This is a genomic window from Hahella sp. NBU794 (assembly GCF_050749805.1).
Taxonomy (GTDB): domain Bacteria; phylum Pseudomonadota; class Gammaproteobacteria; order Pseudomonadales; family Oleiphilaceae; genus Hahella.
In genome coordinates this window covers 4,886,419-4,911,598 of the sequence record NZ_CP192738.1, presented here as the reverse complement: position 1 = coordinate 4,911,598, position 25,180 = coordinate 4,886,419, and the positions used below count along the sequence as shown (strand labels likewise).

Annotated in this window: 17 protein-coding genes; 14 read left to right on the top strand and 3 right to left on the bottom strand. The window is 53.4% G+C overall.

Annotated features, from left to right (window positions below; translation table 11 throughout):
- Positions 1 to 72: 72 nt before the first annotated feature.
- Positions 73 to 5,031, top strand: coding sequence for an alpha-2-macroglobulin family protein (locus ACQYWX_RS21425; protein ID WP_431686290.1), 4,959 nt, complete (start codon positions 73 to 75; stop codon positions 5,029 to 5,031).
- Positions 5,028 to 7,427, top strand: coding sequence for a penicillin-binding protein 1C (gene pbpC, locus ACQYWX_RS21420; protein ID WP_431686289.1), 2,400 nt, complete (start codon positions 5,028 to 5,030; stop codon positions 7,425 to 7,427). Before ACQYWX_RS21425 ends, pbpC begins: the two co-directional genes overlap by 4 nt.
- Positions 7,428 to 7,462: 35 nt before the next feature.
- Here the strand turns inward: pbpC and ACQYWX_RS21415 are convergent, their stop codons facing one another.
- A complete protein-coding gene (locus ACQYWX_RS21415; RefSeq protein ID WP_431686288.1) occupies positions 7,463 to 8,248 on the bottom strand; it encodes a hypothetical protein in 786 nt (261 codons plus the stop codon).
- 347 nt (positions 8,249 to 8,595) lie between these two features.
- Here ACQYWX_RS21415 and ACQYWX_RS21410 point away from each other — a divergent pair, with 347 nt between their 5' ends.
- Together ACQYWX_RS21410 and ACQYWX_RS21405 are read left to right on the top strand one after the other, a co-directional pair.
- Positions 8,596 to 9,279 (top strand): hypothetical protein, encoded by a 684-nt coding sequence (locus ACQYWX_RS21410; protein ID WP_431686287.1) that lies wholly within the window; start codon positions 8,596 to 8,598, stop codon positions 9,277 to 9,279.
- Between the two features lie 103 nt (positions 9,280 to 9,382).
- Positions 9,383 to 9,970 (top strand): HD domain-containing protein, encoded by a 588-nt coding sequence (locus ACQYWX_RS21405; RefSeq protein WP_279507899.1) that lies wholly within the window; start codon positions 9,383 to 9,385, stop codon positions 9,968 to 9,970.
- Positions 9,971 to 10,038: 68 nt separating this feature from the next.
- Here ACQYWX_RS21405 and ACQYWX_RS21400 read toward each other — a convergent pair whose 3' ends face one another.
- The gene (locus tag ACQYWX_RS21400; protein ID WP_431686286.1) at positions 10,039 to 10,341 is read right to left on the bottom strand and encodes a Dabb family protein; all 303 of its coding nucleotides are present in this window, start codon (positions 10,339 to 10,341) and stop codon (positions 10,039 to 10,041) included.
- A gap of 157 nt (positions 10,342 to 10,498) precedes the next feature.
- Between ACQYWX_RS21400 and ACQYWX_RS21395 the strand changes: the two genes are divergently transcribed.
- The 4 genes from ACQYWX_RS21395 to ybaK are packed head-to-tail and all read left to right on the top strand — an operon-like array spanning position 10,499 to position 15,886.
- Positions 10,499 to 11,497, top strand: coding sequence for an HlyD family secretion protein (locus tag ACQYWX_RS21395; RefSeq protein WP_253938484.1), 999 nt, complete (start codon positions 10,499 to 10,501; stop codon positions 11,495 to 11,497).
- Positions 11,464 to 14,244, top strand: coding sequence for a ribosome-associated ATPase/putative transporter RbbA (gene rbbA, locus ACQYWX_RS21390; RefSeq protein WP_431686285.1), 2,781 nt, complete (start codon positions 11,464 to 11,466; stop codon positions 14,242 to 14,244). Before ACQYWX_RS21395 ends, rbbA begins: the two co-directional genes overlap by 34 nt.
- Before the next feature lies 1 nt (position 14,245).
- The gene (locus tag ACQYWX_RS21385) at positions 14,246 to 15,376 is read left to right on the top strand and encodes an ABC transporter permease (RefSeq protein ID WP_431686284.1); all 1,131 of its coding nucleotides are present in this window, start codon (positions 14,246 to 14,248) and stop codon (positions 15,374 to 15,376) included.
- Between the two features lie 30 nt (positions 15,377 to 15,406).
- On the top strand, positions 15,407 to 15,886 hold the full coding sequence (gene ybaK, locus ACQYWX_RS21380) for a Cys-tRNA(Pro) deacylase (protein ID WP_431686283.1): 480 nt from the start codon (positions 15,407 to 15,409) through the stop codon (positions 15,884 to 15,886).
- Positions 15,887 to 16,062: 176 nt separating this feature from the next.
- Here the strand turns inward: ybaK and ACQYWX_RS21375 are convergent, their stop codons facing one another.
- A complete protein-coding gene (locus ACQYWX_RS21375; RefSeq protein WP_431686282.1) occupies positions 16,063 to 16,569 on the bottom strand; it encodes a hypothetical protein in 507 nt (168 codons plus the stop codon).
- 287 nt (positions 16,570 to 16,856) lie between these two features.
- Between ACQYWX_RS21375 and ACQYWX_RS21370 the strand changes: the two genes are divergently transcribed.
- The 6 genes from ACQYWX_RS21370 to ACQYWX_RS21345 all read left to right on the top strand — a co-directional run bounded on the left by ACQYWX_RS21370 (position 16,857) and on the right by ACQYWX_RS21345 (position 25,176).
- Entirely contained in the window at positions 16,857 to 17,516 is a 660-nt protein-coding gene (locus ACQYWX_RS21370; protein WP_431686281.1) for a macro domain-containing protein, read from the top strand.
- 222 nt (positions 17,517 to 17,738) lie between these two features.
- Positions 17,739 to 22,397, top strand: a complete 4,659-nt coding sequence (locus tag ACQYWX_RS21365; RefSeq protein WP_431686280.1) for an RHS repeat-associated core domain-containing protein — start codon at positions 17,739 to 17,741, stop codon at positions 22,395 to 22,397.
- A gap of 20 nt (positions 22,398 to 22,417) precedes the next feature.
- A complete protein-coding gene (locus tag ACQYWX_RS21360) occupies positions 22,418 to 22,849 on the top strand; it encodes a hypothetical protein (RefSeq protein WP_431686279.1) in 432 nt (143 codons plus the stop codon).
- A 634-nt stretch (positions 22,850 to 23,483) separates the two neighbouring features.
- On the top strand, positions 23,484 to 23,900 hold the full coding sequence (locus tag ACQYWX_RS21355; RefSeq protein WP_431686278.1) for a hypothetical protein: 417 nt from the start codon (positions 23,484 to 23,486) through the stop codon (positions 23,898 to 23,900).
- A 320-nt stretch (positions 23,901 to 24,220) separates the two neighbouring features.
- Positions 24,221 to 24,553 (top strand): GRAM domain-containing protein, encoded by a 333-nt coding sequence (locus tag ACQYWX_RS21350; protein WP_127972527.1) that lies wholly within the window; start codon positions 24,221 to 24,223, stop codon positions 24,551 to 24,553.
- Positions 24,550 to 25,176, top strand: coding sequence for a hypothetical protein (locus tag ACQYWX_RS21345; RefSeq protein WP_431686277.1), 627 nt, complete (start codon positions 24,550 to 24,552; stop codon positions 25,174 to 25,176). Before ACQYWX_RS21350 ends, ACQYWX_RS21345 begins: the two co-directional genes overlap by 4 nt.
- The last annotated feature ends 4 nt before the right edge of the window (positions 25,177 to 25,180 follow it).

Here is a 25,180-nt window from a genome sequence, read left to right as displayed (position 1 = left end):
GAGTGCGGCGATATCCTTCAAAAAAACGCTTATCAAAAATCGCTACGACTAACCTCTTCTAAAGGACAGTGTATGAGAGAAGTTCTAACCCGCTGGGCATGGGGCTTACTATTGGTGTTGATGGTCGGCTGCTCCGGCGAGTCCGGTAATGACGAGGGCGGTAAGACCGCACAGTCGCAGCCGGCCGCTGCTGAGAAAAGACCCGTCATTCCGGCTCCGCAATCCGAAGCTAAAAAACCGCCGGTTAAAGTGGACCGAGAAACGCTGAAGAAAGAATACGCGCAAACGCCGTTCAAAATTCTACGTATCGGCGAGCAGCCCTGGGACGATGGTCCCGCACTCTCTGTCACCTTCTCTGCGCCTTTGGATCAGGACACGATGCTGGGTCGTTATCTGACCGTAGCGGATGAGCAGAATCAGCCTGTCGCCGGCGACTGGATTCTCAACCCCGTCGGCACAACGGCCTTCTTTCCTTTTGTTGAGCCGGAAAAGCGTTATAAGGTCACCGTATCGCAAGGCCTGTCAGCCATCACCGGACGTATGCTGGAAGAGGGCGCGAGTCAGGAGATCACCACGCGTCGTCTAGACCCTAGCGTGCGTTTTATCAGTCGCGGCGCGCAATTGTCGCCGGAACTGACCGACGGCCTGGAAATCGAAGCGCTGAATATCGACGCCGTCGATATGGATATCTGGCGCATCAGCGACGATAAAATGACTGACTTCGTCGGCGGCTACCTGGGTCGCAGCTACTACGAGCTGGAGCAACTACGCTCCTGGGGCGAACTGGTGTACGGCGGTCGCTTCGACCTCAATATCGATGTGAACAAACGCAAACGCCGCCTGATCGATCTTTCTTCTGTGGAACCTCTCAAGCAACCGGGCATCTTTGTCGCCATTATGAAAGGCGCGGGGCATTACCCTTATGAATATGTCACGACCTGGTTCACTGTCAGCGACATCGGCTTACAGGTGCGCACCTATCAAAATCAGATGCTGGCGTGGGTGAACGGACTGGCTGACGCCAAGCCTCGCAGCGGCGTCAGCATTGAGTTGATCAATCAGCAAGGCAAAATGCTGAGAAACGCCAAGACCGACTCCGATGGCGTGGCTACTTTCGAAGGCGCTGAAACCTCTGCGGTGCTGGCGATTGCGCGCACGGACAAGCAACTGGCGCTGGTGCGGTTGAACCAACCGGCAATGGATTTGACTGAGTTCAAACTGCCGAGTCGCAAGCAAAACCCGCTGGAGCTATTTTTGTATAGCCCGCGCGATCTCTATCGTCCCGGCGAGACCGTGCATATCAACGCCTTGTTGCGCGACCATGATGGCCGCAAGGTTACCGCCATGCCGATTCAGGCGGAGTTGACCCGTCCCGACGGACGCGTGCATACCTCGTTCACCTGGCAGGGTGATGAGCAAAGCTTCTATACCACTACGTTCTCTTTGCCCGAAAACACTCTGACAGGCGATTGGTTCTTCAAGGCCACCCTGGGCAATGGCGACTACTTCCTGTATCGCCTGCAGGTGGAGGACTTCCTGCCTGAACGTATGCGTTTGGAAATCAAACCGGATGCGGAAAACTACAGCACGACCGATACCATCAATCTGCAGTTGCAGGCGGAATACCTTTGGGGAGCGCCTGCGTCCGGCAATCGTGCGGAAACCACCTTGCAGATTGCGCCGGCGCGTACTGTCTCTGAAACCTTTTCCGACTTTATCTTCGGCGAAGATAACGATGCGCTGAAAGAAACGCTGTCTTTACCGCCTGTAGACTTGGACGAAGAAGGTCATTACTCCCTGGAGCTCCCCAACCATTGGTCTGATGCGACTATGCCTGTGCGGGTGCGCGCTAATGTCAGCGTGTTTGAGTCCGGCGGTCGCCCCGTCGCCAGACAATGGCAACAGTCTTTGTGGCCCAGCGAGAGCCTGGTCGGCGTGCGGCCTTTGTGGGATGGCGACATCGCCGACCCTGAAACCAGTGCGGCATTTGAGCTGATTCATATTAATCAGGCGGATGAATTACTGGGCATGGAATACCTGGACGCCACCCTGGTTCGGGAAGATTCCGCCTATTACTGGCGCTGGAGTGATGACGGGTGGGACTACGAGACCACGGAGCGTAACCAGCCAGTCTACAATCGCGTGCTGAAAATCGAGCCGGGTCAACGTTTGACGGTGTCCGTACCGGTGGAGTACGGCAACTATCGTCTGGAGCTGCGCGACAAGCAGCAGAATCTGCTTAATGCCTATAAGTTCTTTGCAGGCTGGACCTGGGATGGCGAGAGAGGCGGCAAAGGCCCGCGCCCTGAGCAGGTGGAGCTGCGCTGGGACAAAAACGCCTATCTGGGAGGCGACACCGCCAAGCTGACGTTGCAGGCGCCGTTTGACGGGCGCGCTATCGTCACGGTTGAAGCGAACGAGTTGCTGTGGCGTGGCGCTGTGGACGTCAAAGACGGCAAAGCGGAAATTAATGTGCCAGTTAAGGATGTCTGGACGCGTCACGATATGTTCGCGACAGCGCTGGTGCTGCGTCCTGGAAAACAGTCCGCCATGGAAATGCCGCGTCGCGCCTGGGGTATGCGTCATCTGCCTTTGGACCGCGAAGCCAGAAAAATGCAGATCGAACTGAAAGCGCCGGAGCGCGTTGAGCCAGAGAGCAAGGTTGCGGTGCAGATTCAGGTGCAGCCGGGCGCCACTGCATCCAAGACTGTGGCGGTGACTCTGGCGGCGGTGGATACCGGCGTCCTCAGCCTGACCCGCTTCAAAACGCCTGACCCATTCGCCTGGTTCTTCAGCCCGCGCAGTTACTCTGCGGAAATTCGCGATACCTATTCCAGTCTGATCGAAATGAGCAGCGCGGACCGCGCCAGACAACGTTTCGGCGGCGACGCGGATGAAATGTCCCGTGGCGGCGATGCCCCCGTCAGCGATGTGCAGATTGTCTCTCTCTATTCAGGCAAAGTGGCGCTGGATGCGGAAGGGAAGGGAACCATAGAACTGCAACTGCCTTACTTCAATGGCGAAGTGCGTTTGATGGCAGTGGCGTTTGACGACGCGCGCAGCGGTTCTGCGGAAAAACCGATGACTATCGCCGCGCCGGTTGTGGCGGAAGTCAACTTGCCGCGTTTCCTGGCGTTTGGCGACAAAACCGAAGCGCTCTGGGATCTGCAAAACCTGTTGCCGGAACAACGTAAACTGAGTGTCAAAGTCAGCGCTGACAACCCTCTGGGTAGCGGCGAATTCGCCACGGAAATAACCCTGGCGGGCAAAGGCCGCGAATGGGTGCGCTTGCCTCTGGAGGCGATGGATGCTGAAGGCGTGGGCAAACTGTCGTTGAGCGTCACGTCGACGGATGGCCTGGAGCCGGCGATCAATATTCAGCGTGAATGGAAGCTCGGCCTGCGTCCGCCTTATCCGGCGCAATTGAACGTGCAAAGCCATGTATTGGAGTCCGGCGCAGCCATGTCGCTGACCGACCCGTTGATTGATATGGCCCTGAGTTCGTCGCTGGAAACGCAGCTGTCAGTCGGCCCTGTGCCGCCGCTGGATTCCAACGAATACATGAAGTATCTGATTCAATACCCCTATGGGTGTCTGGAACAGACTTCCAGCCGGGTATGGCCGTTGCTGCTGGCGACGGAGCAGGACTTGTTCAAGTACGACCGCAGCAGCGGCAAGCAGCTCGCCCAAGAGCGCGATCAGTGGGTTGAGAAAGGCCTGGGACGCATCTCCGGCATGCAGCGTTACGATGGCAGCTTTGGGCTATGGGGCAACGACAGCGATGAATATCACTGGCTGAGCGTTTACGCCACGGATCTGCTGCTGGCTGCGAAACAGCGCGGCTATAACGTGGATCAGGGGCTGCTCGATAACGCGTTGGGACGTCTGCGCACCTATCTGACCACGCAAGGTCGCCTGAGCACTGAGAACAGCTACTACAGCGAAGCCCGCGATCATTACCACCTGGCTTATCGCGCCTACGCCGCATTGGTGTTGGCGTCGGTGCAGCAAGCCAAGCTGGCGGACGTTCGCACCCTGTACGATAACTACAGCAAATGGGCCAAATCGCCCTTACCGCTGGCGCAACTGGCGCTGGCGCTGGAGAAACTGGGCGACGCGCGACGCGCGCAGGAAGCCTGGTACAAGGCGCTGCATTGGGGCGAATTCGGACGTTACTATGCCGGTGATTACGGTTCACCAGTGCGCGATCTCGCCTGGACGCTGTTGCTATCTCTGGACAGCGCCGTCGCCAAGCAGCCCTGGGATCTGATCTATCCGTTGCGGGATGAACTGCGTGACCGGCTCTGGTTGTCCACCCAGGAGCAAATGGCCCTGTATCGCCTGTCCCTGGCTTTGAACACTAAAGCTGGCGCTAAATGGAAAGCCTCTCTGGCGTTAAATGGCGAAAGCGAGGTGCTGGAGCAGACGCAACAATGGATCAACACCTGGAGTAAAGGTTCCTGGCCCGGCGATACGCAACTGAGCAACATGAACGACTTCCCGCTGTTCGTCACCTTCAAGGCGCAAGGTTATCCGACGCAGGCGCCGAAACAGACCTTCGACGGAATCGAAGTCGAACGGGAGTTCTTCGACCTGAACGGTCAGCCCCTCAACGTGAAGAAGCTGGAAAGCGGCGACTTCGTGTTGGTGATGCTGCAAGTGCGTACGCAAGGCCATCGTTACCTGCCGGACGCATTGCTGGTGGATCTGCTGCCGGCGGGTCTGGAGCTGGAAAACCAGAATCTGGCTAACGCCACGCGCTTCGATGAAGTGGTGGTGCGCAATAAGATGGTCAGAGACTGGGTGGCGGATACCAGAGTGTTGCATCAGGAATACCGCGATGACCGTTATGTCGCCGCAGTCCCTCTGGACGCTTACAGCACTTCCGTGATCTTTTATTTGGCGCGCGCGGTGTCGCCGGGTGAGTACGTGATTCCTCCCACGGTTGTGGAGGATATGTATCGCCCGTACTATCGGGCGATCAGCAATACGCCAGGAAAAGTGACCATCAAGGAGCGCTCCGCGCAATGATGGGTAGGGCGCAATCTGTACGGAAAAGTGGAAGAGGGCGGCGCAAGAGCGCTCTTCAGCTGCTGATGGCGTTGGGTTGCGCCCTGGTGTTCTGGATTGTCGTGTTTGTCGCCGCCGACGCCTTGTTTCCCTTGCAGGCGCCTCAGGAACAGGGGCGTCGCTTCGCCCAGGTGGTAGTGGACGCCAGGGGGCAGCCGCTTCGGGCGTTTCCGGATCAGGACGGCGTGTGGCGTTATCCGGTGACGCCGGAGCAGGTGTCGCCACGTTACCTGCAGGCCTTAATGTCATACGAAGATCGCTGGTTTTACTATCACCCTGGCGTTAATCCGCTGGCGTTGATTCGCGCTTTTGGACAGTGGATCTATCATCGTGAAACGGTGTCTGGCGGCTCCACGTTGACCATGCAGGTTGCGCGAGTCCTGCATCCGCATTCACGGACATTGCCGGGCAAGTTATATCAGATGTTTCGGGCGCTGCAGTTGGAGGCGCATTTCAGCAAAGAGGAAATCCTCACGCTGTATCTTAACTACGCGCCATTTGGCGGCGCTGTGGAAGGCGTTCAGGCGGCGAGTTATACCTATCTGGGCAAACCCGCTGCGCAACTGACCCATGCCGAAGCGGCGTTATTGGCGGTGTTGCCGCAGCGGCCTTCCGCATTGCGGCCGGACCGCTTTCCAGAGCGCGCGCGTCAGGCTCGCGACAAGGTTATCCAGCGCATGCGTACATTTGAGTTATGGACGCAGCAGGAAACCCGCGAGGCGTTGCAGGAGCCGGTGAGCGCGTTTTTTAATCCCCATCCCATGCTGGCGCCATTATTGGCGCGGCGACTCAGTCAGGCGTTTCCAGAACAAGCGCTGATTCAAACCAATATCGACAGCGCGCAACAGACTGCTGCGCAAGGACTGGTGGCGGATTATATCCGCCAGTTCCCGGAGCAGACTTCAGCAGCGGTGTTGGTGGTGGATAACGCGACGCTGGCGGTGCGCGCGTATGTGGGAACCGCGGAGTTCGGCTCGGAGGAAAGAGCGGGGCACGTGGACATGGTTCAGGCGGTGCGCTCCCCTGGAAGCACGCTGAAACCGTTTTTATATGGCATGGCCATTGATGAAGGGCTGATTCACTCGGAGTCTTTGCTGACGGACGCGCCACTTGCGTTCGCAGGCTATCGTCCTTTGAACTTCGATACCGGATTTTCCGGCCCTGTCGGCGTCAGTGAAGCGCTACGTCGCTCGCTGAATGTTCCGGCAGTTCAGGTGCTGGACGCCCTGGGGCCGGAGTTGTTTTACGCAAGACTCGCCAACGCGGGAACGCCTTTGCGTTTGCCGGCGGGGGCGCGTCCTAATTTGTCACTGGCGTTAGGCGGCTCGGGAGCGACCTTGGAAGAGCTTGCTGGCGCTTATGCTGCATTGGGGCGACAAGGAATGGCCGGGCGTCTGCGGCTGCAGCCTGATGATCCTATAACGGAGCGCCGACTGCTCTCCACTGGCGCAGCCTGGATTATTCAAAATGCATTGCGCATGCCGTTGGAACGCAGCAACAATCTGTACCGGCAAAGCCGGGCCTGGATGCCGAAGATCGCCTATAAAACCGGCACCAGCTTTGGATTTCGCGACGCCTGGGCGCTGGCTTCCACTGAAGCGGTGACCGTAGCCGTGTGGGTCGGCAGGCCCGATGGCACTGCATTGCCCCATAATACGGGCCGCTTTTCAGCGGTGCCTCTGCTGGATCGATTGCTGCATCTGATGCCAGTGGAATCATTGCAACCCTCTCCACAGCCAGCGAATGTCCGACAGGCTCCGATATGCTGGCCCCTGGGAACGCAACAACAATTGCAGTCAAGCGACGCCTGTCAGCAAATACACCATGCCTGGTTGTTGGATGAGGCTGCCCCGCCAACCCTGCGTGACCCATTTCAATCCCTCGGGGAATCTCTGTCTGTCGCGGTGAGCCTGGATGCTTCCGGGCAATATCGAATAACGCCCCATTGTACTGAACCGAAAGTGACCCAAACGCAAGTGACTCTCTGGCCTGCGTCCCTGGAGCCATGGCTGCCCAGGCGTCGGCAAAGGGATAAGCTCCTGCCGCCAATACACCCAGCCTGTGGCGCGGAAGCAGACCAGGCGATCGGCGTCCTGGCGATGGAGGGCATTCGCCCAGGCTCCACACTAACCCCGCTTCCCGGCGAAGGCGAACTGCCGGAAGTTAAGCTAAAAGCGGACGGCGCCCAAGGAGAAAACCACTGGTTTCTGGACGGCGTATGGCTCGGTTCAGTAGAACCCGGTCAGGAATGGTCGTTGGCTTCGTTGACTAACGGCCCGCATGTTGTGTCCGTTATGGATCAGGCGGGTAAGACGGCGCGGGTGGCGTTCCGAGTGGCAGGGGTTTTCAGGAAATAAAAAGCCGTCAGGCGAACCCCTGACGGCGAACCCAGTTAATTGATTGATGTCAGGCTTACACTATTAAGCTGGCTCCACCTCAAAAAATCCGTGGGGCCTCCATTGACGCTGATATAGACTCCCTTTTCCGAAGAGTCATACTCTACAACCACCAAGCTATTTTTATCTCCTGTAATCCGTATCACTCCAACGCTTGGATTATCAGAGTTGTTACCGGTTTCAATATTGGTGCTGGTTTGCACTTTAACGTAAGAGCTCTTCATCATTGATCCGCTTAATGTCAGGCTGAAATTAGATGAGGTTTTCAATTTATCGTCATTGACGAGTAGCTTTATGTCAGAAGCGCTCAATGTTTTCGTAACGCCAGAGAATTCCATATTGAGTTGGCCGGTAAGAAGCACATCCACGGCATTTTGATATGATGAGCCCGTTATATTGAGAGTGCCGTTAATACCGACTTTGCTGTCTAAGTGGCAGCTGGTGGCTGTTATCTTCCCAGCTATATCTGTCTTGCCGGTCGCAGTGTTGTAAGTCTTTTGCGTTTCAGCTTTAAGTTGGCCGGAGGTTGGACACTTATCGACTCCGGAATTATAGGTGCTGGAATCTGGTATCAGCGCTTCCAGCCTGACTGCAACGCTAGCCAGTTTCTGTGCGTTGGATTCTGTAATCTCCAGCGCTTTTGGTGAATCAGAGTTACCGCCACCACCGTTTGACGCGACTCCGCTAACACCGCCGCCGCCCCCACAGGCTGTTACCAACAAAGCACTAGAGGCTATTAAAACGGCTGAGCTGACTTTGATAATTGAGAATCTATTCTGCATCAATGTAATACTCCTGTGTAAAACTATCCCTCGAGGAAACTGACCTCTGAATACGTACAATGGCGATGAGTGCACGAAAGAAGGCGCCTGATATCCGAGCGGGCGTAAGAATTGAGCTTAACGGCGTTTAGCCGGGAGCGGCATTCTAGTTAGTTTTTGATTAGTAGGAAATATTTTTGCATTGGGCTCAGAGGTAGGAGGTCTTTGTCGCCGCTTTTTCTGTATGATGTGGCCAATCATTCAGTATCAATAAAGCTCAGCGTGGAACGGGCTTGAATGCCATCTCGTTCTACGCTCCAGATTTTAAGGCGTTTATGAAAACTGCAAAAACGATTCGGAGCGCCGCTATGGCGCTCGCCTTAATTTCCTCCCTGGCGGCGGCGGAAGACAATATGATCTCTTGCGATAGCGACGTCATTAAGTGGTTTTCCAGCAAGAACTATGAAGCTGGCGACCTGACTTTCTATGATGGCGTCTGGTATCGATCTCGTATGCGCCATTCAGGAATGCAGCCAGGTATCGGGTTTACCTGGGAGAAACTGGATCTGCCGCCTTGTGAAGCCATCCTGGAAGCCAGTGATGGCGAGTCCGCCAAGAAGCTGGAGCCAGGTCATCCGACGACCCCTTCTGAAAATACACATCCTATCGATGCGCAAGCGGCTGTTGCGGACGTTGATGAGCATGGCGAAGCCGATGGCGGGATTGAGGGCGGCGCATCGACAGTGACGGAAGCGTCGGTGGTCGAGCAGCCTGTTGAAGCGCAAGTGGAAGATGTCGGCTCAGACGACTGGCGGGAGAAAGAGAGTCTGATTTCGCAGATAAAAAATCTGTTGAGCCCTGAGCCTGAGTCCGATGGACCGAAATGCGCTGACATCAAACCCTGGAACTTTGCGCAGTCCTACTATGTCTCCGATTTGGTGAGCTATAAGGGACAATATTACTCGGCGATTCGTAATTCCAACGGCGGCTATCCGGATACCATGCAGACGCCGCCATCCTGGAAACCGGTCGAGCTGGACTGCGACAACTAAGCCATTCATTTAGCAGACAAACCGCGTCTTTCTGATTGTCTGCTACATCTCGACTGGCGCAGCCGCTGACATTTGAAGTACTCACAGCAAAAGGAGAAGACGAATGCTGCAATCCGACATTCATGGAATATTGGAATTTTTAAGAGGGGCGGAGCAGCTTAAGAACGTCATCCGCTCCGCCTGGACTTCTGCGGGCCGTAAAGAGAGCACTGCGGAACACACCTGGCGCCTCTGCCTGATGGCGATGGTGTTTGAAAAGGCGCTGCCGGAGCTGGATTTCGCCAAGCTGCTAAAAATATGCCTTATTCACGATCTTGGAGAGGCCATCAGCGGAGACATTCCTGCGACGGAACAGTCTCCGGATGTCGATAAGTCCATTCAGGAACGCAAAGATCTGCAGCAGTTACTGACGCCGCTGCCCGAGGCTCAGCAGCAGGAAATTCTGGCGCTGTGGGATGATTATGACCAAGTGCAATCCATTGAGGCTAAAGTCGCCAAAGCCCTGGATAAGATGGAAACCATCCTGCAGCACAACCAGGGGAAAAACCCTCAGGATTTCGATTACGCGTTCAACCTGGAATACGGCAAAAAGTACGCGAATATAGACCCATTTATTCAGCAATTACGGGAAATTGTCGATCAGGAGACGCTGGAGAAAGCGCAAGGCTCAGGGAAAGGGCAGGCTAAGTAATGGGTTAACCATATTCCCGAGACGAACCCTGGGGAAATCTCCTGGCTGGTCTCGGGATTTTTAAGGCTTTATTCCGCTACTTCGTAATCGAACACCATGACATCGGCGATGGTCGGAACGAAAACTTCTTTGAACGCTTCATGCTTGGGGTGAGGAAGATAAGCGTCGCGGTCCGCAAGGGTGGCGAAGGACAGATTGAAGCAATGCTCCAGGCCTTTGGTCAGTCCCTCTGGACTATTGTTGGGGCCGTATTCGAACGCGGCGACTTCGTCCATTTCCTCCGCCATTCTGGCGAAACGCTCGACCATTTCCGCCACATCCGCCTTGGATAGGCTGTCTTTAAACTTCACGAATACAAAATGTCTGATCATGTCCAAGTCTCCGGGATGGCGGACAGGCGCCGCCGTTCGTTAAGTTTCTGATAACTAAGCGCCTTTGCGAATCGGATTTGACGCTCGTCAGCGTTGTCGCGATCATTTTTCTTTATTGTTCCTTTCGTTTTCGAATTTGTACGAGGGAGGAGGAGAAATGAACAGCGAATTGCAGCGCGAATCGCAAAAAAAGTGGATCAGGTTTCTGGCTCCGGCGCTATTGCTGGCGGCGGCCGGATTCGCCTACATGGCCTACCAGCCGGACAGTCTACCGGACTCCATCGCCCGGGGAAATGGGCGTCTGGAAGCGCAGGAAATTGATGTCGCCACCAAGTTGCCGGGACGGGTGGAGGAAGTTCTGGTGGAAGAGGGAGAAATGGTGAAAGCCGGCCAGGTGCTGGCGCGCATCAATGTGGATGATCTGCAGGCGGAGTTGCGTCAGGCCCAGGCTACGCTGCGTCAGGTGCAGGAATCCGCCAAATACGCGGAAGCGGTGGTGGATCAGTATGAAAGTGAGTTGAGCTTTGCGGAAAAGGAGCTGACTCGCTCTACTCAGTTGAGTCAGAAAGGCCACGTCTCCGCAGAGAAGCTGGACCTGGACAAGACCTCCAAGCTACGTGCTGAAGCCGCACTCAAAGCCGCCCGCATCAAGGTGGTGGAAGCTCAGGCGGCGATTGAAGCCGCGCAAGCGGCCATTGAGCGCCTGCACGCCAATATCGCCGAATCCGAGTTGAAAGCGCCGATCGACGCCCGGGTGCTCTATCGACTGGCGGAGCCGGGAGAGGTGCTGGGCTCCGGCGGCAAGGTGGTGGCCTTGTTGGACCTGACCGACGTCTACATGACGATTTTTCTCCCTACCTATCAGGCTGGCGTGTTGTCAGTAGGCGCGGATGCGCGAGTAGTAGTCGACGCCTTGCCGGACTTGCGTATTCCCGCCAGGGTTTCTTATGTGGCGCCCCGGGCGCAATTCACGCCCAAGCAGGTGGAGACGCAGACGGAGCGTGAGAAACTGATGTTCCGGGTGAAAGTGAAAATTGATCCTGACTTGCTGAAAGCGCATCAGGAAAAAGTCAAAACCGGGGTCACCGGCGTGGCTTTTGTGAAACTGGAAGACGCTGCTGAATGGCCGGAAGATCTGCAAGTGAGGCTGCAGTGAACCCGGCGGCGCCGGTCATCGAAATCAATGGGCTCGAACATCGATACGGCGACCTTCTCGCGCTTCAAACGCTGAGCCTGAGTATTCCCGCTGGCGTCATCGCCGGGATCATTGGTCCCGATGGCGTCGGCAAGTCCAGTCTGTTGAACCTGATATCCGGGGCCGCGCGTATTCAGTGCGGCTCGGTGAGCGTATTGGGCGGCGACATCGGCGACGATAATGTGCGCGATGAACTGTCGCCCCGCATCGCTTATATGCCGCAAGGGCTGGGGAAAAACCTGTACTTCTCGCTCTCTGTTTTCGAGAACGTGGACTTCTTTGGCCGCCTGTTTGGTCTGGATAAGAGGGAGCGTCATCAGCGCATCAATACCTTGTTGCGCCGCACTGGTTTGAGCCGGTTTCGCGAGCGGCCGGCGGGTAAGCTTTCCGGCGGCATGAAGCAGAAGCTGGGGTTGTGCTGCGCCCTGATTCATGACCCGGACCTGCTGATTCTGGATGAGCCGACCACCGGCGTCGATCCATTGTCCCGTCGCCAGTTCTGGCGGTTGATTGATGAGCTGCGGGGCGATGCTGGTCGCATGAGCGTGCTGGTATCCACGGCCTACATGGATGAAGCGGAACGCTTTGACTGGCTGGTGGCGATGGATAAGGGCCGAATTCTGGCGACGGGAACGCCACAGGAGTTGAAGACGCGAACCGGGGCGGGAAATCTTGATGAGGCGTTTATTCGTTTGCTGCCGGAAGAAATCCGCAAAGGGCATCGTGAGCTGACGATTTCCCCCTGGCGAGAGCGCTCGTCAACCCCCGCCATTGAAGCGGAAGGGCTGGTTAAACGCTTTGGCGATTTCACGGCGGTAGATCATGTGAGTTTCAGTATTCGTCAGGGAGAAATCTTCGGTTTTATCGGCTCTAACGGCTGCGGTAAAACCACCACGATGAAGATGCTGACCGGGTTGTCTCCACCCACCACTGGCGCCGTGCGATTGTTTGGCGCCGAAATGGCGTCGAACGACCTGTCTGCGAAGAGAAACGTGGGGTACATGTCGCAGTCGTTTTCACTCTACGCTGAGTTGACCGTGCGCCAAAACCTTATGCTGCACGCGCGCATATTTGGACTGGACGCCAGCCAGTCGGAAACGCGAACTCAGGAGCTGTTGAGCGGGTTTGATCTACAGGCCTATGAAAATGAATTTGCGGAATCTCTGCCTCTGGGGATTCGGCAGCGTCTTTCGCTGGCGGTGGCTGTCGTCCACAAGCCAAAAATTCTTATTCTGGATGAGCCCACCTCCGGCGTGGACCCGGTGGCGAGGGATCGGTTCTGGGAGCATCTTATTCAGCTTTCCCGCCAGGATGGGGTGACCATCTTTATATCCACCCACTTTATGAATGAAGGCGAGCGCTGTGACCGCGTGTCGTTGATGCACGCCGGTAAAGTATTGGCCTGTGACACGCCTCAGAACATTGTGGCGCAACGGCAAGCAGAGAATTTTGAAGAGGCGTTCGTCAGTTGTTTGACTGAAGCCGCCAGCGAGGGTCAGGACGCTGATGGCGACGCTGGCGATGAACTTCCTTCGGATGTAAATCCATCGCCTGAGCGTCCCAAACCGCACATGGCGCGAGGTTTCAATATGCGTCGAATGCTGGCCTATGCACATCGGGAGTCGCTGGAGTTTTTGCGCGATCCGATTCGCCTGACGTTTGCGTTGTTGGGATCGGTTATCTTGATGTTTGTGTTGGGATATGGCGTCAGTCTGGATGTAGAGGATCTGGCGTTCGCCGTCTACGATCAAGATCAAACGCCGGAAAGCCGTGACTACATTCAGTATCTGGCGGGATCGCGCTATTTCATTCAGCAGCCGCAGGCGTCTACCTACGAGGATGTGGACCGTCGCATGCGCAGCGGCGAACTCAGCTTTGTAGTGGAAATCCCGTCAGGATATGGGCGTGATCTGCGCCGGGGAAGGGCCACAGGCGTGGCGGTATGGCTGGATGGCGCCATGCCGTTCCGGGGCGAGACGATCAAAGGATATTTGTCCGCCGCCCACTACGCTTATCTTGGCGATCTCGCCATACGTTCATGGGGTTCGGCGCCAGCGTTGTCTCCGGTCAATCTGGAAATGCGTTATCGATACAACCAGGATTTCCGCAGCATCTACGCCATGGTTCCTGCGGTGATACCCATGCTGCTGATTTTCATCCCCGCCATCTTGATGGCGCTGGCGGTGGTGCGGGAGAAGGAGCTGGGCTCCATCGTCAATCTGTATGTCACGCCCGTGACGCGGTTGGAGTTTCTGCTGGGCAAGCAGGCGCCATACATTCTTGTCAGTATGATCAGCTTTTTGTTGCTGGTGGCGCAGTCTGTTTTTTTCTTCGATGTGCCCATCAAAGGCAGCTTCGCTGCGTTAAGCGTCGCGGCGCTGTTGTATGTCACCGCAACGACAGGGCTGGGATTGCTGGTGTCTTCGTTTACCCGGACCCAGATTGCCGCGTTGGCGGGGACGGCGCTGGCCACACTGGTTCCCGCGGTGCAGTTTTCCGGTATGACAGATCCGGTGTCCTCCCTGGAAGGGGCTGGCGCCTGGATCGGCAGCCTGTATCCGACTACTTACTTTCTGATTATCAGTCGGGGAACCTTCACCAAGGCGTTGGAGTTTGCGGATCTGTACCGTTACTTCCTGATTCTCGCCGCCTTTATTCCGGTGGTTACTGTGCTGTCGGTATTAACTCTGAAAAAGCAGGGGCGTTGATATGAGCACCAGATTAGCCAACATACGTCGCCTGGGAGTGAAAGAGATTCGCAGCTTTCTGCATGATCGGGCGTTGCTGATATTTGTCCTGGCGGCGTTCACGATCATTGTGTACAGCGCCGCGACGGCTGCCTCACGGGAACTGCGCAACGCGCCGCTCGCAATCGTGGATGAAGATCAGAGCCAACTGTCTTTACGCATCGCCAATGCGTTTTACCCCCCGCATTTCAAAGAACCGGAGTTGATCTCTTATGCGGAAGTGGATGCAGGGATGGATGAAGGGCGTTACACCTTTGTGGTGGTTATTCCGTCCGGTTTTCAGAAGGACGTGATGGCGGGAGGCAGTGCGGATGTACAGGTGAATATCGACGCCACCGCCATGACGCAGGCGTTCATTGGCGCTACCTATATTCGCAGTATCGTGACGGCGGAGGTGAACGAGTTCGTCAGCGGTCGCCGCGACGAAGCAGCGCTGCCGATAGAGCAGAATGTACGCGTCATGTTTAACCCTAATCTGACGGGATACTGGTTCGGTGGCGTGATGGAGATTATTTCTCAGATCACACTGCTGTCGATTATTCTCACCGGTGCTGCGTTGATCCGAGAGAAAGAGCACGGCACTTTGGAGCATCTGTTGGTGATGCCGTTGTCGCCCCTGGAAATCATGGCGGCGAAGGTGTGGTCCAATGGGCTGGTCGTTCTGCTGGGGGCGGCCATGTCGCTGTATGTGGTGATCCAGGGCGTGTTGGATGTGCCTATTGCAGGATCGATTCCGCTATTTCTGATTGGCGTGGCGCTGCATCTGTTCTCCACGACCTCCATGGGGATATTCCTCGGCACGGTCGCACGCTCCATGCCGCAACTGGGACTGCTGATTATCCTGGTGATACTGCCCATGCAGTTGTTGTCCGGCGGCATCACGCCGAGGGAAAGCATGCCGGATATCGTGCAATACATCATGCTGGCGGCGCCGACCACGCACTTCGTCAGTTTTGCGCAGGCGATTATCTATCGCGGCGCCGGGTTCTCCGCGGTATGGCCTCAATTTCTCGCCATCACGGCGATTGGATTGGCCTTGTTTATGGCGGCGCTTGGACGATTCCGGAAAATGGTGGAAACTACCCAATCGTAAACAAATAGCCATGCAGTAAAAGGAAGTCCGATGACGCCAGCGATCAATCAGGCCAAGAAGGCCAAGGTAACCTACCAAGTTCATGAATACGCGCACGATCCGCGTTCTGAATCCTACGGAGAGGAAGCCGCACAGGCAATGGGAGCGCCTGCTGAGCGCGTATTCAAGACGCTGCTGGTGTCATTGACCGGCGGCGCGCAAAAGCTCGCCGTGGGAATAGTGCCGGTCTCCGGAAAGCTGGACCTGAAAGCCGTTGCGAAGGCGCTAGGCGCCAAAAAAGCAGAGATGGCGGACCCAAAAGAAGCGGAGCGCGCCACCGGATACATTGTCGGCGGCATCAGCCCTCTGGGACAGAAAAAGCGCCTTCCTACTGTCCTTGACGATACCTCTCTCAACTACGCAACCATCTTCGTCAGCGCAGGAAAACGAGGCCTGGAAATAGAACTTGCTCCTCAAGACTTGCTGTCGCTCACTGGCGGCGTCGCCGCGACGATTGGCGTTTCAGATTGATTGGAGTATGAAGCAGAAATTGACGCCTTTGCGTGAAGCTTGATGACGTCGATGGGGGCCGGATTAGTTTCTGAGGGAGAGTACATGTATCGAAAGTCGATGCCAAAATGCGAAGTAAAGGGGTCTCTAGACCCAGTGCTATTTAGTCATATGGGCATAGAAGAACTTATTCCGACCTACGTTGTATGATGGAGAAGTTTGGCTAAGAAGCTACTGTTTTTATGCTGATGCTCTTCTCGCAAAGCCTGTAGTCGCAACCACTCTTTATAGTCCATATCTTCTTCCTGCACAGGAAGGCTTTTTATATACGCTATTGCGGCGTCAGTCCCTTTGTTTTTATAAATATTGTTGATGGTCTCCGCTCTATATTTACGTTGTTTGAAGTAGTGTTCAGTCGGGGTGGCGCGTAAAGGGATTTTTATTCTTGGAAGCAAGGATAGGAAACTACCATACTCGCTAAACATATCGGCTGTTTCCTGGCATTCCAGCTCCTCTTCCTTCAACCTTCGAATCGCCATAGTTAAGATGTAAAACTCAGAATAGTCAGCGTTTTTTTCGATAAGCTGCTCCAGTTGCTGAAGCATATAGCTCTCGGGGTATGGCGTGGCGAGGGCAAGCCAGGAGGCCCACGCCAGACTGCGGCTGCCCCTAGTTGTTATATCTTCGAAAAGTTTGGCGTCCATGGCGCAGATACAGTGATAGCAGGTATAGAAGAACTCCAGAGGTAAACATCTCACTTGTGGATATTCAGGTATAAACTTTTGATAGCCTCTGACTCTTACAAGCTGTTTGTTTAATAAACTCTTTATGCTTGGAAGTTGACCGCCTCGGAAATGTGATGCGCCATATGTAAAATGATGAGAGTCAATATAATGCTCGGAGTAGGACATGGGCTTCAGGCTTGATCATAGTAGCAATGCATTGAGTGCAGCATTTTAAAGATCTTTCGTTAAGGGAGACAAACAAAAATATGTTCAAGTCGATGATTGCTTCCATCACCGGGAAACGACCGCAAGTGGTGAAACCCTTTGGTGATAATAAGGATCAGGAAGCGGTGGCGTTTCATCTGTGTGGATACGATGAAATGACGGCGAAGGCGTTGGCTGTTGCGTTTTCTGAGGTTGATCAAGTTGAGGTGGCGCAGGGCGACATCCTGCGTTTTAAGTGCGATGCGTTGGGCAGTCCCAGCAACAGTTTTGGTGAAATGAGCGGCGGTCTAGATAAAGCGATAGACGACTTTTATGACGGCCAGGCGCAAACAAAAGCCTGTGCGGCGATTCGTCAGGAATACCTCGGTGAGCTGCCCGTCGGCGCTGGGTTGGCGTTGGATATGCGCACGCAGCAATTTCCGGTGCTGATCCTGGCCCCGACAATGAGAACTCCCGGCAACGTCAGCGCTACACTCAACGCCTATCTGGCCATGCGCGGCTTGTTAATGACGCTTGTCCGATACAATGCGAAGTCGGATAACAAAATCAGGCATATCGCCATACCCAGCCTTTGCACTGGCGTGGGAGGCATGGACGCAGTCGAGTCAGCGACGCAAATGCGAGCAGCGTTCGACAATGTGGTTTTGAGAGGTTGGGAGAACGTCAGGCATCCGGCTATGGCGCCTTTTGCAAATCGTTGATTGATATTGAGAATGTCACGTTATATAGCTCTTGAATTTTATTGAGACTGGGTCACATAAGTCTTCATGATAGTTGTCCGTTACTCACTCTGTATTAGGTGATGTGGATGATTCATGCGTGCATCTTTGAAACGTAGAATGTGGCTATTTATTGTCCGCACAAAATTCATCGCCATATTTTCTACATGGCTGGGAATGGCGTAATACTAGGGATGTTTTCAAATGTTTTCCTCTCGCTCCTATGAGTTCAAGCACTGGACTGACATTACCATTGCTGACCTGCCGTTTGTTGAATCACCTTTCTTTGCCGCCAACTATGCCGACCGTTGTTTGAGAAATGACTTTAAAGTGGGGGAAGTCGTTAACTACCTCTCTGGCTCACACTTTCGCTCATCGTTTGGCGGATTTCCTGGGAGGGGATCACGGCACTTTAAATGGTGGAGAGACAGATTCATTAGACAAATGGAATATGGCGAGATACTTCTGGTTTTTAAGGATGGTAAAGAGCCTTTCAGCCCGATTGCTATTAAAGATGATGAAGGGGTCGTCCCCACTAATGCAGAGCCATTACTGGCGGAGCGACTAATCACAAGAGCGAATCCCGCACCACCGCCACCTCCTGCGCTTACAGGTGAAGTCATGGAGGTGTCCCCTTTATTAGGAAACCCGGGATGGATTAGTGAACCCAAGGCAGTGAGCAACTATCTTAAAGGGTCACTACCGAAGAGTTCGGAGGAAATAGAGGATGCTGGTCGGGAGCAAATGTCCCCACCATCGGTGTCCAATAGTGGTTTTGTTGTACCTAAGACGGATGCAGCTGCTCAGCAGTTGATTCGAGATTATGGGGCGGCAGTCAAACAAGTAGTTCTTGATCATAAGGCAACAGTGGCTGAGCGAGGCGCTCTGGGTACGGTTGCTGAGGGAGCCAGAAAAACCATTAATTTCTTGTTCAACAAGGCTGGGCTGCCGAACGAGTTTGATGAAAACTGGAGCCCAAGGCAAGCACAATTTGATCAGCAATCGGTGGGAGAAATGGATGCCCAAGAGCAGGAAGCGGGCTTTGTCATGGGACGCTTGGCTAGCGATGAGCGAAGCCGTGAAATATTCAGGGAGGAGCTAGGGGAGGCTTGGGATGTTGTAAGTGAATACTCTCTCAGTGAGTGGACCCCTCTGATGATTGAGGCGGGAGCGTTAATCAGCGCAACAGCCATCACCCGAAAGCTCCCTGATATGAAGGAAGTAAGTAGCAAGAAAAGTGGCTTCAATGACAATAGTATATGCTCGCCTGGAGTCACTAATGTTTGTAAAAGAGGCGAACCCATCAGCATGGTCACCGGCGAGGAATTGCTGGATCTGACCGATTTCACCGTCGCAGGTCCTCTGCCTATCATCTGGAAACGCACCTACAAATCCTCCAACCCCCATCAGCGCGGTCTGGGCGTAGGCTGGACTCATATGCTGTGTCAGCAGCTGGAGGAGCAGGAAGGGCGTCTGGTCTTCACCACAGATGAAGGCCGCTACATTGATTTTCCTTTGGCGGAACCCGGCCAGACAGTCCGCAACGCCGCTGAACATTTGGAACTGCGTCGGATCGATGACACTCATTACGTACTGAAACAACGCGGCGAACCCACCCGCTTGTTCGTAGGCGCCGGCGGCGTCTACCGTCTGGAAGGATTGCTGGATGGCGTCGGCAATGGCGTGCGCATTCAATACTGGCAGGACCTGGACGGCTACGAGCGACCGGTCACCCTTATTCAGACCAGCTGGGGCAAACGCCTGTACGTGCTACACAACGCGCAGGGATTGATCTGCGAGATCCAGTCGCTGCGCGCGGACGGCGATGTGGACACCCTGGCCAAATACGAATACGACGACGCCCAGGATCTGGTGCAGGTGCGGGACCCCGCCGGCGCGGGCGAGTCCTACGCCTATCGTAATCACGTCATCACCCGCCGCACCCTGAAAACCGGCTTCAGCTTTTATTTCGAATGGAGCCGCTACGACAAAGCCGCCCGCTGCGTGCGTCAGTGGGGCGACCAGAGCGTCTATGACTACCGTTTCGAATGGGACCCGGCCAACAAGACATCCCACGCCATCGACAGCAACGGCGGCAGAACCACCTTCCACTATGACGATCGCGGCCAGATCGTTAAAGAAATCGATCCCGAGGGTGGAATCACCCGACGCCTGTACGACAACGCCGGCAATCTGGTGGAGCAGACCGATCCCAACGGCCACAGCACCCACTACGCCTACAATGACAACGGTCAGTTAACCGCCCTGATCGACGCCAATGGCGGCCATTACAAGATCGACTACAACGACGACGGCATGCCGGTGGCGATCACCAATGCTCTGGGCCATGTCTGGCGTCGCGAGTACAACGAACAGGGCCTGCTGGCCCGCATCACTGACCCGGAAGGCGCGCAGACCCAGTACGAATACAACGCCCAGGGCCTGCCGCAAAAGATTATCGACGCCCTGGGACAGGCCCGGGAACTGCAGTGGAACCGGGAAGGCCAACTGGTCAGCGAAACGGAAAACCAGCACACCACCCGTTACGCCTACAATGCGCAGGGACAGGTCCGCGCCGCCACCGATCATCAGGGGCAAACCACAGCCTATCAGTACGACCGCAACGGCAACGTCACCGAAGTCAAACGCCCGGACGGCTCCGTCCTCAAAATGCGTTACAACGCCAACGACCAGCTGACGCACTTTATCGACGCCGCCGGCCGTTGCACCGAATATGTGTATGATGGCCTGGCCCAGGTGCGCAAACGCATCGACCCGGCTGGTCAGACCTTTGAGTACCTGTACGATAAAGAACGCAACCTGATCGGCCTGATCAACGAAAAAGGCGAGCGCTATGAACTGGCCTATGACCGTAACGAGCGCCTGATTCAGGAAATCGGCTTCGACGGTCGGGTGCAGCAATATCAGTATGACCCGGCGGGCCATCTGAAGGCGCATATCGAAGGCGTACACGAAGACGAACGCATTCGCGCGCAACACACCACCTTGTTCAAGCGCGACCCTATGGGCCGCCTGCGTGAAAAGCACAGCCCGGACGGCGACATCAGTCGCTTCGCCTACAACGCCAACGGTCAATTGACGCAGGCCAGCAACCCTTACCGCACCCTTGAGTTCGCCTATACGCCGACAGGGCGTCTGGCGGAGGAAATCCAGGACGGGCAACGTCTGCGTCACGAATACAACCCGCTGGGCGCCCGCATCAAGTCACTATTGCCAAACGGCGGCGTCCTCGGCTTTGGCTATGACCGTCACGGCCTGTTCACCCAGGTCAGCCACAACGGTGACATCCTGACCAGTATCGAACGGGATCAGGACGGGCGCGAACTGCGTCGCCGCCAGGGCGCGGCGGAATCCCGCTACGACTACGACGTCATGGGACGCCTGATTCGTCATCGGGTCAGTCATCGTCAGAGCAAAGCGCGCATCATCGAGCGCAGCTACGGCTATGACGCCAGCGGCAATCTGGCGCTGATCGACGACCTGAAAAAAGGAACCACCCATTACCGTTACGACGCCCTTGATCGCCTGAAAACAGTCGAAGGCTATTGCAACGAAGAATTCGCCTTCGATCCGGCGGGCAATATTCTCGACGGCCAGAATCAGGCCAAGGGCAACCGCCTGAACTTCCACGGCGACCGCCACTTCGAATACGACGCCGCCGGCAACCTGATCCGCGAAAAACGCGGCAAAGGCGGCAAGCTGGAGACCCGTTACCAGTACAACAAACAGAACCAACTGGTCGCTATTGAAAAAGACGGGCAAAAGACCGAATACCAATACGACGCCCTGGGACGTCGCATCGCCAAACAGGACGCCTTCGGCAAGACCGAGTTCCTCTGGAACGGCGACGTGCTGCTCTCGGAACAGCGCAACCACCTGAACAAAGTCTACGTCTACGAACCCAACAGCTTCCGTCCGCTGGCGTTCATCCAGGACAAGCAGGTCTACCACTACCACCTGGACCACCTGGGCACGCCACAGGAAATGACCAATGCGGAAGGCGAAGTCGTCTGGTCCGCCCGCTACAAAGCCTACGGAAACCTGGCGCTGCAAGACATCGAAGAAGTACAGAACCCACTGCGCTTCCAGGGCCAATACTACGACGAAGAAACCGGCCTGCATTACAACCGGCACCGTTATTATGACCCCAGCGCCGCACGGTTTATCAACCAGGACCCCGTTGGATTGTTGGGGGGAGACAACAATTATCAATATGCGCCAAACCCCACAGGATGGGTGGACCCGTTTGGGTTGACTTGTAAAGAAGGTAAAGAGCTTGATAATTATCGCATTGAAAATGGAATTGGGTTTGATGAAAATGGAGTATACAGAGGTGTAATACCATTTTCGAATGATCATGTGTTTGAAATAATTGATAAAAATGATGTTTATGATTTTGATATGCCGGGCAGGACGCCAGGACACTCTGGAGATAAACATAAAATAAACATAAAAGATCCTAAGGTGTTGGAAATATTGAATAGCCCGGAGCGAATTTTTACAGGAAGGAATAAGTGGGGTAATCACGTTGATATATATTATAAAGAAGGTAGTGCCGTTTTCACTGATGCAGGAAATAAAAGAAGTATTATTTCTGTATATGGACGTATAGAAGGGAAGAAGAAAACAAGAGGTCGCTGGCGGGATGCTCAAGATGTCAAAATTGATCAATGGGTTGACCCTGAATATAAAAGGACCGTTGACGGCCAAGAGTCAGTCGTTGGCTGGAAGCATAAAGGGGATGACGGTAGCGATATTAACGAACGGTATGCGGAGATAGATCCTAATGATAGGAATGTTAGAATTAATAATAAGGACTATCCGCTATTTGAGCTAGAATGAATTTATTTTTGGGGTTGATTATGAAAAAAATGGATTCTATTTTAAATAAAATTAAAGTTAATGGTTTTTGTGAGGGTGATGAATGCTACCAATTGTTTTCTCTGCTGACTATGTCTTTGGCGCAAAAATTAGGCGTTAAAATTCTTTTTGATGTTCAGCCTATAACTAACAATTATATCGTTGGCTGCATTGGGTATACAGCCGAATCTAGTTTTGGTTGCCTTGATGTTTCACTGTTGGTGAATGTAATTGTGAACTGCAGCGGAGATAGACCATCAATCATCGCAGATGTGATGGTTTATAGTGGATCAGTGCGCCTTGATCAAACTTATGGGTTTAAGCACTTTTCTCATTTTGAGTATGATTATGAGAGTTCTGGAGAGTGGATCTTCATAGGCTGGAAGGCGGATGAGTATGGAGGGTATGATAGTTTTAGGCAGCTAGATGAGTGAGACTTGATATTGTTTTATGCAGTAGACGGTATCTTCGCTGTCAATGTTGGTAAAAGATTTGAAAATAATATTATTCTGGGAACTGTTTTTTAAATCTTGTGATTGATGCGATTAAGCGGATTAAAGAAAGAAGGTTCTGGGTTATTCCTCCGTATGCCTATGATTGGGATGAGGACGAGAAGTCTGTTGAAGATTATGTGGATTATTATAGGCGAAATATAGATTATTGTATATGTGATGCTATGGCGTATAGGAACTCACTTTTTGAGTTTGAAAATACTCTTTCTGAAGAGAGTTTGAGTGTTGTTTTAGATATGAGGAAAAGGTTTATTTTTACTTTTCCGTTTTGTTATTATAAGTTCGATATATATGAAGATCGCGGTAGCGATAGATGTAATTCTTTGTGTTTGCAGATGAGGAATTCCTGTTATGAATTCGCAGGAGATGATTTGATTCCTCATATTGATAGGTATATAGACAACTTGGTCTGCATAAAAGAATATATGCAGGATAATCCATGAGTGATTTTTTTATGCGAGAGTGTTTCGGATAGCTTTTTTTTGATTTTTTATAGTCGTTCTTGGGTTTGACCGGCATGATGGTTCTGTATGGAGCTAATAGGAGCTCAGGCCCGATGATATCGGATACCAATAAAATGAAAAAAATAGGTTTAATTAACAAGCTAAGAAATGAGGCAGAATATCCGCTCTCTCTAGTAAAGAAAGCTGTTGATATGAGTGATGGCTACGAAGAGGCTAAACTTATTTTGGGAAACGAAATTAATAAAAACTTAGATATAATTAAGAAAAGCCTTTGTATAACTGAGGCTGAAGCAGTGTGTGCTTATGAATACTATGGCTATTCTCTAGAAAGGTGTATTGATGAAGAGAGAAAAAAGTCTTTGCCAGTCACGATTGAAACTAAAAGAAGGTCGGTTTCATCTCGGCTGAAAAATGGTGACTTGTTGGTGGGGGAGGTGTATGGATTATCTGAAGATTGTTATTACTGGGTTACAGCCCAAAAAAGTGTGATGAGTATATTGTTTGTTTAATAGGATTTAGAAAGTCCGATGTTGAAAACTGCTTAGATCTTATTTATTCAGATGCAGTGGAATTTTTGCAAAAGAAATTTTTATGTGAGGATGATGCTATAAAAGGAATTGAAGAATATGTAGACATTTTTGAGTTTGATACAATAAAGGCTTATGAAAAATTTCCCTTGTGAAGTTTGAGTTGGTACGAAGGCTTTTCATCTCGCACAGTCTCTAACGTACCTGGCCAAAGCAAAGCAAAGCAAAGCCATTGCCCAGACTTGCGCGGTGACGCTATGATTCGGGCGATTTTTTAAAGCCATCTACTTGGAAGTTTCTCCATGATACATCTCGCGCCCGGTGAAGATATTCTGAAGGAAGGCGCCGCCAATTTGCAGAAGAACGTTGAGACGGTGGGCGGTAAGCTTTATTTGACTAATCAGCGTCTGGTTTTTCGGGCGCATGCTCTGAATGTGCAGGGCGGTGTGACGGAGATTCCTTTGGCGCAGGTTTGTAAGTTAACCAAATGCTGGACCAAGCTGTTTGGCGTGGTTCCTCTTTATCCTAATTCCCTAGCTATCAGCACCCATGACAATACGGTCTTTCGCTTTGTGTTGTTTGGGCGGGATAGCTGGCGTGCGGCCATTGCGGAGCAAGTTGGAGCGCCAGCATGAAGTGGATGTTTAGGATATTGAGTGCAGTATGGGCTTTGTTTGTCCTGTTAGTGATTCTCGCTCTTGTGTCCCCATCTATGTTTCCTCAAGAGCTGCCGTTACCTCTGGCTTTTATCAAAAGCACGTTGTCGAGTGCAGTAAGCTCCCCGGTATATTTTGCACTGCCGGTATTTATATTTGTTATTCTTACGTGGCCGCTGATGCTTTTATTTATGGGAGCGAGGAGCGGTTGGAAGGCTTTGGCCGAGCGTTATCAATATTCGGCTAATAATGTCGCGACCCGTTTTATTGGTCCCAATAGCGGCATGATAGGGAAGATGTCGTACAAAAATATCTTGTTTGTAGGGGCTGATGAGCAGTGCTTATATTTAAAAACGTTGTTTCTATTTCGTCTGGGTAACCCAACGCTGGCGATTCCCTGGAGCGATATCAGCGCAATCAAATCCACTACAAGTCTGTTGCCTGCTGGCGCGCCTCAGTTTTTACGGGCTATCAGCCCTTCTGGTCGTTTCGCGAATGTTACGCTTTCCACTATGCCTGAGCAGCGGTTGACTCTGCCTTGGGATGATAGCTTTACCCGCTTCGCGTCGAATTCAAACGTTTCCCACTCAGAGCAGGCATAACGCG

What these genes read in the sequence shown, in the direction of transcription:
- ACQYWX_RS21425 (WP_431686290.1), top strand. Translation starts at nt 73, where the DNA reads ATGAGAGAAGTTCTAACCCGCTGGGCATGGGGCTTACTATTGGTGTTG.
- pbpC (WP_431686289.1), top strand. Translation starts at nt 5,028, where the DNA reads ATGATGGGTAGGGCGCAATCTGTACGGAAAAGTGGAAGAGGGCGGCGC.
- ACQYWX_RS21415 (WP_431686288.1), bottom strand. Translation starts at nt 8,248, where the DNA reads ATGCAGAATAGATTCTCAATTATCAAAGTCAGCTCAGCCGTTTTAATA.
- ACQYWX_RS21410 (WP_431686287.1), top strand. Translation starts at nt 8,596, where the DNA reads ATGGCGCTCGCCTTAATTTCCTCCCTGGCGGCGGCGGAAGACAATATG.
- ACQYWX_RS21405 (WP_279507899.1), top strand. Translation starts at nt 9,383, where the DNA reads ATGCTGCAATCCGACATTCATGGAATATTGGAATTTTTAAGAGGGGCG.
- ACQYWX_RS21400 (WP_431686286.1), bottom strand. Translation starts at nt 10,341, where the DNA reads ATGATCAGACATTTTGTATTCGTGAAGTTTAAAGACAGCCTATCCAAG.
- ACQYWX_RS21395 (WP_253938484.1), top strand. Translation starts at nt 10,499, where the DNA reads ATGAACAGCGAATTGCAGCGCGAATCGCAAAAAAAGTGGATCAGGTTT.
- rbbA (WP_431686285.1), top strand. Translation starts at nt 11,464, where the DNA reads ATGGCCGGAAGATCTGCAAGTGAGGCTGCAGTGAACCCGGCGGCGCCG.
- ACQYWX_RS21385 (WP_431686284.1), top strand. Translation starts at nt 14,246, where the DNA reads ATGAGCACCAGATTAGCCAACATACGTCGCCTGGGAGTGAAAGAGATT.
- ybaK (WP_431686283.1), top strand. Translation starts at nt 15,407, where the DNA reads ATGACGCCAGCGATCAATCAGGCCAAGAAGGCCAAGGTAACCTACCAA.
- ACQYWX_RS21375 (WP_431686282.1), bottom strand. Translation starts at nt 16,569, where the DNA reads ATGGACGCCAAACTTTTCGAAGATATAACAACTAGGGGCAGCCGCAGT.
- ACQYWX_RS21370 (WP_431686281.1), top strand. Translation starts at nt 16,857, where the DNA reads ATGTTCAAGTCGATGATTGCTTCCATCACCGGGAAACGACCGCAAGTG.
- ACQYWX_RS21365 (WP_431686280.1), top strand. Translation starts at nt 17,739, where the DNA reads ATGTTTTCCTCTCGCTCCTATGAGTTCAAGCACTGGACTGACATTACC.
- ACQYWX_RS21360 (WP_431686279.1), top strand. Translation starts at nt 22,418, where the DNA reads ATGAAAAAAATGGATTCTATTTTAAATAAAATTAAAGTTAATGGTTTT.
- ACQYWX_RS21355 (WP_431686278.1), top strand. Translation starts at nt 23,484, where the DNA reads ATGATATCGGATACCAATAAAATGAAAAAAATAGGTTTAATTAACAAG.
- ACQYWX_RS21350 (WP_127972527.1), top strand. Translation starts at nt 24,221, where the DNA reads ATGATACATCTCGCGCCCGGTGAAGATATTCTGAAGGAAGGCGCCGCC.
- ACQYWX_RS21345 (WP_431686277.1), top strand. Translation starts at nt 24,550, where the DNA reads ATGAAGTGGATGTTTAGGATATTGAGTGCAGTATGGGCTTTGTTTGTC.